This is a genomic window from Hydrogenophaga sp. (genome assembly GCF_048549895.1).
Taxonomy (GTDB): Bacteria; Pseudomonadota; Gammaproteobacteria; order Burkholderiales; family Burkholderiaceae_C; genus Hydrogenophaga.
The window spans coordinates 1-6040 of record NZ_JBLYYB010000242.1; the positions used below are offsets into that span (position 1 = coordinate 1).

At 66.9% G+C, this 6040-nt stretch carries 6 protein-coding genes; 5 read left to right on the top strand and 1 reads right to left on the bottom strand.

Features of this window, described 5'->3' with window-relative positions; genetic code table 11:
• A partial coding sequence (locus ACN4F8_RS21950) for a signal recognition particle protein (protein ID WP_419475522.1) occupies window positions 1-1027 on the bottom strand: 1027 nt, incomplete at its 3' end.
• 173 nt (window positions 1028-1200) lie between these two features.
• On the opposite strand from ACN4F8_RS21950, the gene ACN4F8_RS21955 reads away from it, so the two are divergent.
• The 5 genes from ACN4F8_RS21955 to ampD all read left to right on the top strand — a co-directional run.
• On the top strand, window positions 1201-2001 hold the full coding sequence (locus ACN4F8_RS21955) for a cytochrome C assembly family protein (protein ID WP_419475523.1): 801 nt from the start codon (window positions 1201-1203) through the stop codon (window positions 1999-2001).
• A gap of 12 nt (window positions 2002-2013) precedes the next feature.
• Window positions 2014-2262, top strand: a complete 249-nt coding sequence (locus tag ACN4F8_RS21960; protein ID WP_419475524.1) for a PP0621 family protein — start codon at window positions 2014-2016, stop codon at window positions 2260-2262.
• A gap of 48 nt (window positions 2263-2310) precedes the next feature.
• On the top strand, window positions 2311-4101 hold the full coding sequence (locus ACN4F8_RS21965; RefSeq protein ID WP_419475525.1) for a sensor histidine kinase: 1791 nt from the start codon (window positions 2311-2313) through the stop codon (window positions 4099-4101).
• 17 nt (window positions 4102-4118) lie between these two features.
• Window positions 4119-5627, top strand: a complete 1509-nt coding sequence (locus ACN4F8_RS21970; RefSeq protein WP_419475526.1) for a sigma-54-dependent transcriptional regulator — start codon at window positions 4119-4121, stop codon at window positions 5625-5627.
• Window positions 5617-6040: 1,6-anhydro-N-acetylmuramyl-L-alanine amidase AmpD (gene ampD, locus ACN4F8_RS21975; protein ID WP_419475527.1), on the top strand; the 424-nt coding region annotated here is incomplete at its 3' end. The genes ACN4F8_RS21970 and ampD, both read left to right, overlap by 11 nt.

Consider the following 6040-nt stretch of genomic DNA (forward strand, 5'->3'; position numbering starts at 1 on the left):
GCTTCATCTGGCGGATCTGATCCAGAAAATCGTTGAGGTCGAAGCCCTCACCGCTCTTGACCTTGGCCGCGAGCTTCTGCGCCGCAGCCATGTCCACACCCGCAGTGACCTGTTCCACCAGCGCGAGGATGTCGCCCATGCCCAGCACGCGCTGCGCGTGGCGCTCGGCGTCGAACACCTCCAGACCGTCGATCTTTTCCGACACGCCGGCGAACTTGATGGGCGCGCCGGTGACCTGGCGCACTGAAAGCGCCGCGCCACCGCGCGAGTCGCCGTCGAGCTTGGTCAGGATGATGCCGGTCAGCGGCAGCGCTTCCTTGAACGCCTTGGCCGTGTTGATCGCGTCCTGGCCCTGCATGGCGTCCACCACGAACAGCGTCTCCACCGGTTTGAGCACGGCGTGCAGTTCCTGGATCTCGCGCATCAGCGCCTCGTCGATCGCCAGGCGGCCCGCGGTGTCGACCAGCAGCACGTCGAAGTAGTGCTTGCGCGCGTAGTCGATCGCGGCGCGCGCGATGTCCACCGGCTTCTGGTCGGGCGTGCTGGGGAACCACTCGGCGCCGGCCTGCGCGGTCACGGTCTTGAGCTGTTCGATGGCGGCGGGGCGGTACACGTCGCCCGAGACCGTGAGCACTTTTTTCTTGCGTTTCTCGATCAGGTGCTTGGCCAGCTTGGCGGTGGTGGTGGTCTTGCCCGCGCCCTGCAGACCGGCCATGAGGATCACCGCCGGCGGCTGCGCCGCGAGGTTGATGTCGGCCACGCCATCGCCCATGGTCAGCGCGAGTTCGCGGTTGACGATGCCCACCAGCGCCTGCCCCGGCGTGAGCGAACCCACCACCTCCTGGCCCAGCGCCTTTTCCTTCACCCGTGCGATGAAGTCGCGCACAACGACCAAGGCCACGTCGGCCTCCAGCAGGGCCATGCGCACCTCGCGCAGCATGTCGGTGACGTTGGCCTCGGTGATGCGGGCCTGGCCACGCATTTCCTTGACGATGCGTGAGAGTCGGTCGGAAAGGGCTGATGCCATGCTGCGCTCGGGTGGTGGGAGAAGAGCCCGCAGGCTGCGGGGTGCGCGCCGGCTGGGGTGGGTGTCGGGCCATTGACCGGGAAACCGGCGACTGGCAACGGTCAGGGCCGTTAAACTCCGCCCATGATTTTAGCCGCGCCCACCCCCAGCTCACTGCGCGTGCCACATCCCCTATGAACCTGCTGCCGACGCTAGCGACCAACCTCCCCGCAGTGGTGCTCTCGGGCCTGGCGGCACTGGCCTACGCGATCCTGGCCTGGGTTCACCCCCGTGCCTCGGCCTTGCAGAGCCGCGCACTGCTCACCGTGGCGTGGCTGCTCCACCTGGGTGTGCTGGTGTTCGGGCTGTTCGAGCAACCTGCCCGCTTTGGCTTCGCGCCCTCCTTGTCGGTCACGGTGTGGCTGGTGCTCACCGTCTACATGATCGAAAGCCGCCTGTACCCCCAGTTGCGCGAACGCTGGACCTTCGCCCTGCTGGGCACGGTGGTGGTGGTGCTGGCCCTGGTGTTCCCGGGCACGCCGTATCCCGCCTTGCGCTCGAACTGGATGCCGCTGCACTGGGCGCTGGGCATTGCGTCTTATGGGCTCATCGCTGTGGCCGTGGGCCATGCCTGGCTGATGCAGCGCGCGGAGAAAGCCATGCGCCTGGGCACTTCCGCCAAAACCGCCATGCCGCTGCTGACGCTGGAGCGGCTCACGTTTCGTTTCGTGGCAGCCGGCTTCGTGCTGCTCACCGCCACGCTGGTGGCGGGCTGGTATTTCTCGGAGCTGCTCAACCACCGCTGGGTCTGGGACCACAAGTCGGTCTTCTCGGTGTTGTCGTGGATCACCATGGCGGTGCTGCTCTGGGGACGCTGGCGTCTGGGCTGGCGCGGCCGTTTTGCAGCGCGCACGCTCTACCTGGGCGCGGGCCTGCTGTTGCTGGGATATGCCGGCTCCCGCTTCGTGCTTGAAGTGCTGCTGCACCGCAGCTGACCCACCGCCCACATGAAATACCTGCTCGTTCTGGCCGTGGTGATGGTGGCCTTTTATGTGTGGCGCAACAACCGCGTCACCGACCGCTCGCAGAAGTCGCGCCAGCCACCCACATCCTCGGGAGCATCGCGCCTGCCGGTGGTGATGGTGGCCTGTCAGCACTGCGGTACCCACCTGCCCCTGAACGACACGGTGCAAGGGGCGCTGGGGCCTTACTGCAGCGCCGACCATCGACGGCTGAAGGAAGGCGGTCCGGCATGAATCCATTGAGCGTGACCCTGGCCAGCGAGCCCCGCCCCCGGAACTGACATGGCCCGCGAAGACAGCTCGCAGTTCGCCCCCTCCTGGTTCGTGGCCTTCGAATCCGGTAACAACGTGGGGCACGAGCAACGCCTGCGCGCTTTCGTGCGGCTCTGGGTGGCCTTCATGCGGGCGCGGGTTTTCATCGCACTCGTGCTGCTGGCGCTGCAGGTATTCATGGTGGTCACCGGCTCCGGTGGCCCCGACTGGTTGCTGCTGCTCGCAGCGTTGCACCTCACCGCCACGCTGGTTGTGCTCTACGCCTGGCGACCCGTTGAACAAAGCGCGCCGATCCAGGCGCAGTGGCTGCTGACCATTGGCGTCGATGTAGTGGTGTTCGCGCTGCTGCAGTTTTTCCAGATCGGCTCCATCAACTACACGCCGCTGTTCGCCCTGCCGGTGCTGCTGGCCTCCATCCTGGGGCCGCTCTTGCTGGCGCTGGCCACGGCAGCGAGCGTGACGCTCTTTCTGCTTGCAGAGGCGTCCTTGAGTGCGCCGCTGTTCAGCGATCTGTCCACCGCACGGTACTTGCAGGCAGGCCTGGCCAGCACGGGCTTCTTTCTGGTGGCCGTGCTGGCCAACCAGCTGGCCATCCGGCTCGCGCGCGAAGAGGCCCTGGCCTCCAGCAGCCAGGCCGCCGCACGCACGCAGGCGCAGGTCAATGAACTGGTGATCGAGAGCCTGAGCGTGGGCGTGCTGGTGGTCGATCCGGACGGTGTGGTGCGCAACGCCAACCCCGCTGCGCAAATCATGCTCAGGGGCGAGGTCTATCCGCAGGCCTCCAAGCTCCTGCTCTCGGCCCGTCCCAGCTGGAGCCACCTGTCCGATCTGGTCAGCGAGACCTTCGCGCTGGGGCAGGCCCTGGAGACAGAGACCACCATCGACAACGAAGACCGGCCCAGCCAACGCCTGCACGCGCGCACCCGGCTCACCTCGCGCGGCGGTCGCAGCACGGGTTTGTGTGTGCTGTTCCTCGAAGACCTGCGCGAAGTGGAAGCCCGCGTGCGCACCGAAAAACTCGCCTCCATGGGCCGCATGTCGGCCGCCGTGGCGCACGAGATCCGCAACCCGCTCTCGGCCATCACCCAGGCCAATGCCTTGCTGGACGAGGAGGTGAAAGACCCCGCGCAGAAACGGCTCACCCACATGATCGAGCAGAACGCCCAGCGGCTCTCGCGCATCGTGGACGACATCCTCAACGTCGCGCGCGCCCAGCCCGTGCGCGGCGACGGCACCACGCCCAGCCTGGCGCTGGACCCGATGGTGCGCCAGATCACCATGGACTGGCTGCGCCAGAACCCGGCCAAAGGTGTGCTCGGCGTGCACCTGCACGCACCCAAGGCTCACGTGGAGTTCGATCCCGAACACCTGCGACGCCTGCTGGTCAACCTGCTGGACAACGCGCTGCGCCACGCCTCCGGCAAGCCCTCGTCGATCCGCGTGGTCACCCAGCCCAATGGCCATGAGCACAGCCGGCTCTCGGTCTGGAGCGATGGACGACCGCTTGAAGACAGCGTGATGCGCCACCTGTTCGAGCCCTTCTTCTCGTCCGAGAGCCGCTCCAGCGGGCTGGGCTTGTACATCTGCCGCGAACTCTGCGAGCGCTACGGCGCCCAGATCGCCTACCAGCGCGTGCGCCTGGACCAGCTCGAAGGCAACGAGTTCTTCGTGACCATGCCCAACAGCCATGCCGGCCAGCAGCCCACTCAACAAAGTCTGGCGTACCCGGCCAGCGACTCGCGGCCTTACAGCACCCGCTTCAGCCCGACCCTGGGCGATCCCCCGCTGGCCCCGAGCTGAGCCGCGCACACCGACCCATGGCCACCCAGCCCAACGCCCCGTCCATATCGGCCTCCGTGCTCGTTGTCGACGACGAGCCCGACCTGCGCACGCTCTACGAGCTCACCCTGCTGCGCGAAGGCCATGCGGTGGTGGCTGCGGCCGATCTGGCACAGGCACGCGAGTGGCTGGCACAGCAACGTTTTGACGTGCTGATCTCCGACATGCGCCTGCCCGATGGTCTGGGCCTGGAATTGCTGCGCGAACTCACCGAAGCCCAGCGCACCGAGAAATGCATTGTCATCACCGCCTTTGGCTCGGCCGACAACGCGGTGGAGTCGCTCAAGGCGGGCGCGTTCGACTACCTCACCAAACCGGTGGATCTCAAGCAGCTGCGCAACGCCGTGACACAGGCGGTGCAGAGCCAGCGCCACCCGCTGGCAGGCAACGTGGCCCGAGCGGGCAACGGCGTGGCCAGCAGCACAGAGCCCATGCGCAGCGCGCCGCCGCCGCCCTCGGGCCTGAAGTCGCTCGGGCGCATCGTCGGCCGCGCAGCCAGCATCGTGCAGATCAAGGGCCGCATCGAAAAAGTGGCCACCAGCATGGCGCCTGTGCTGATCCTGGGCGAGTCGGGCACCGGCAAAGAGCTGGTGGCGCGCGCGGTGCACGATTGCAGCCACCGCAGCAATGGACCGTTCGTGGCGGTGAACTGCGGCGCCATTCCCGAAAATCTCATCGAAGCCGAATTTTTCGGCGCACGCAAAGGCGCCTACACCGGCGCCACGCACGACCGCGAAGGCTACTTCCAGGCAGCCAAGGGCGGCACGCTCTTTCTCGACGAGATCGGTGACCTGCCGCTGGCCATGCAGGCCAAGCTGCTGCGCGTGATCCAGGAGCGGCGCGTGCGTGCGCTCGGCGGCGTGCAGGAAGAAGCGGTGGACGTGCGGCTCGTGAGCGCCACGCACCGGGATCTGAACGCACTGGTGCAAGGTGGGCAATTCCGCCAGGACCTGTTTTATCGGCTCAACGTGATCGAACTGCGCACGCCCTCGCTGCGCGAACGGCGCGACGATCTGCCCGAGTTGGCCCATGCGCTGCTGCAACGCATCTGCAAGGAGTCGGGTCAGCAGGCGCCCGAAATCTCCTCGCAAGCCATCGAATGGCTGAAAGCGCGCGACCTGCCCGGCAACGTGCGCGAGCTGGAAAACCTGCTGCAGCGCGCCCTCGCCTTGAGCAGCGGCGACCAACTGGAGCCGGACGACTTCGGTGACACCGACGACAGAGACGACATCCCCACCCAACCCGACCAGTTGCCCGACTCGGTGCTGGCCGCTCCACCCGCAGCACGCGCACCCGACGAGATTCCGGCCGACCTGCAGTCCTACCTGGACGAGCAGGAAAAACAGGTCTTGCTCAAGGCCCTGCGCGAATGCGACTTCAACCGCACCGCCGCCGCCGCCCGGCTCGGCTTGAACCTGCGGCAAATGCGCTACCGCATCCAGCGCCTGGGCATCGCCATGCCCTCCAGCGATGACGATGCAACCTGAACTGCCCGCAACACCCTGGGTTGGCGGCTGGCTCGCCACAGCGCGCCACTGTCCCTCCCCCAACCACGGCCCCAGGCCCGCCGGTGCGCAGATCGACCTGATCGTGCTGCACTCCATCAGCCTGCCACCCGGTGTGTATGGCGGACCACAGGTCGAGCAGCTCTTCACCAACACCCTGGACTGGGACGCCCATCCTTATTTCGGGCAGATCCGCGGCATGGAAGTCTCGGCGCATTTTTTCATCCGCCGAGACGGCGAGCTGGTGCAGTTCGTCGACGCCGATGCGCGTGCCTGGCACGCGGGTGCATCGTGCTGGCGCGGTCGGGACAACTGCAACGATGACTCCATCGGCATCGAGCTGGAAGGTCTGGAGGGCGAGCCGTTCGAGGCCGCGCAGTACGACACCCTGAGCC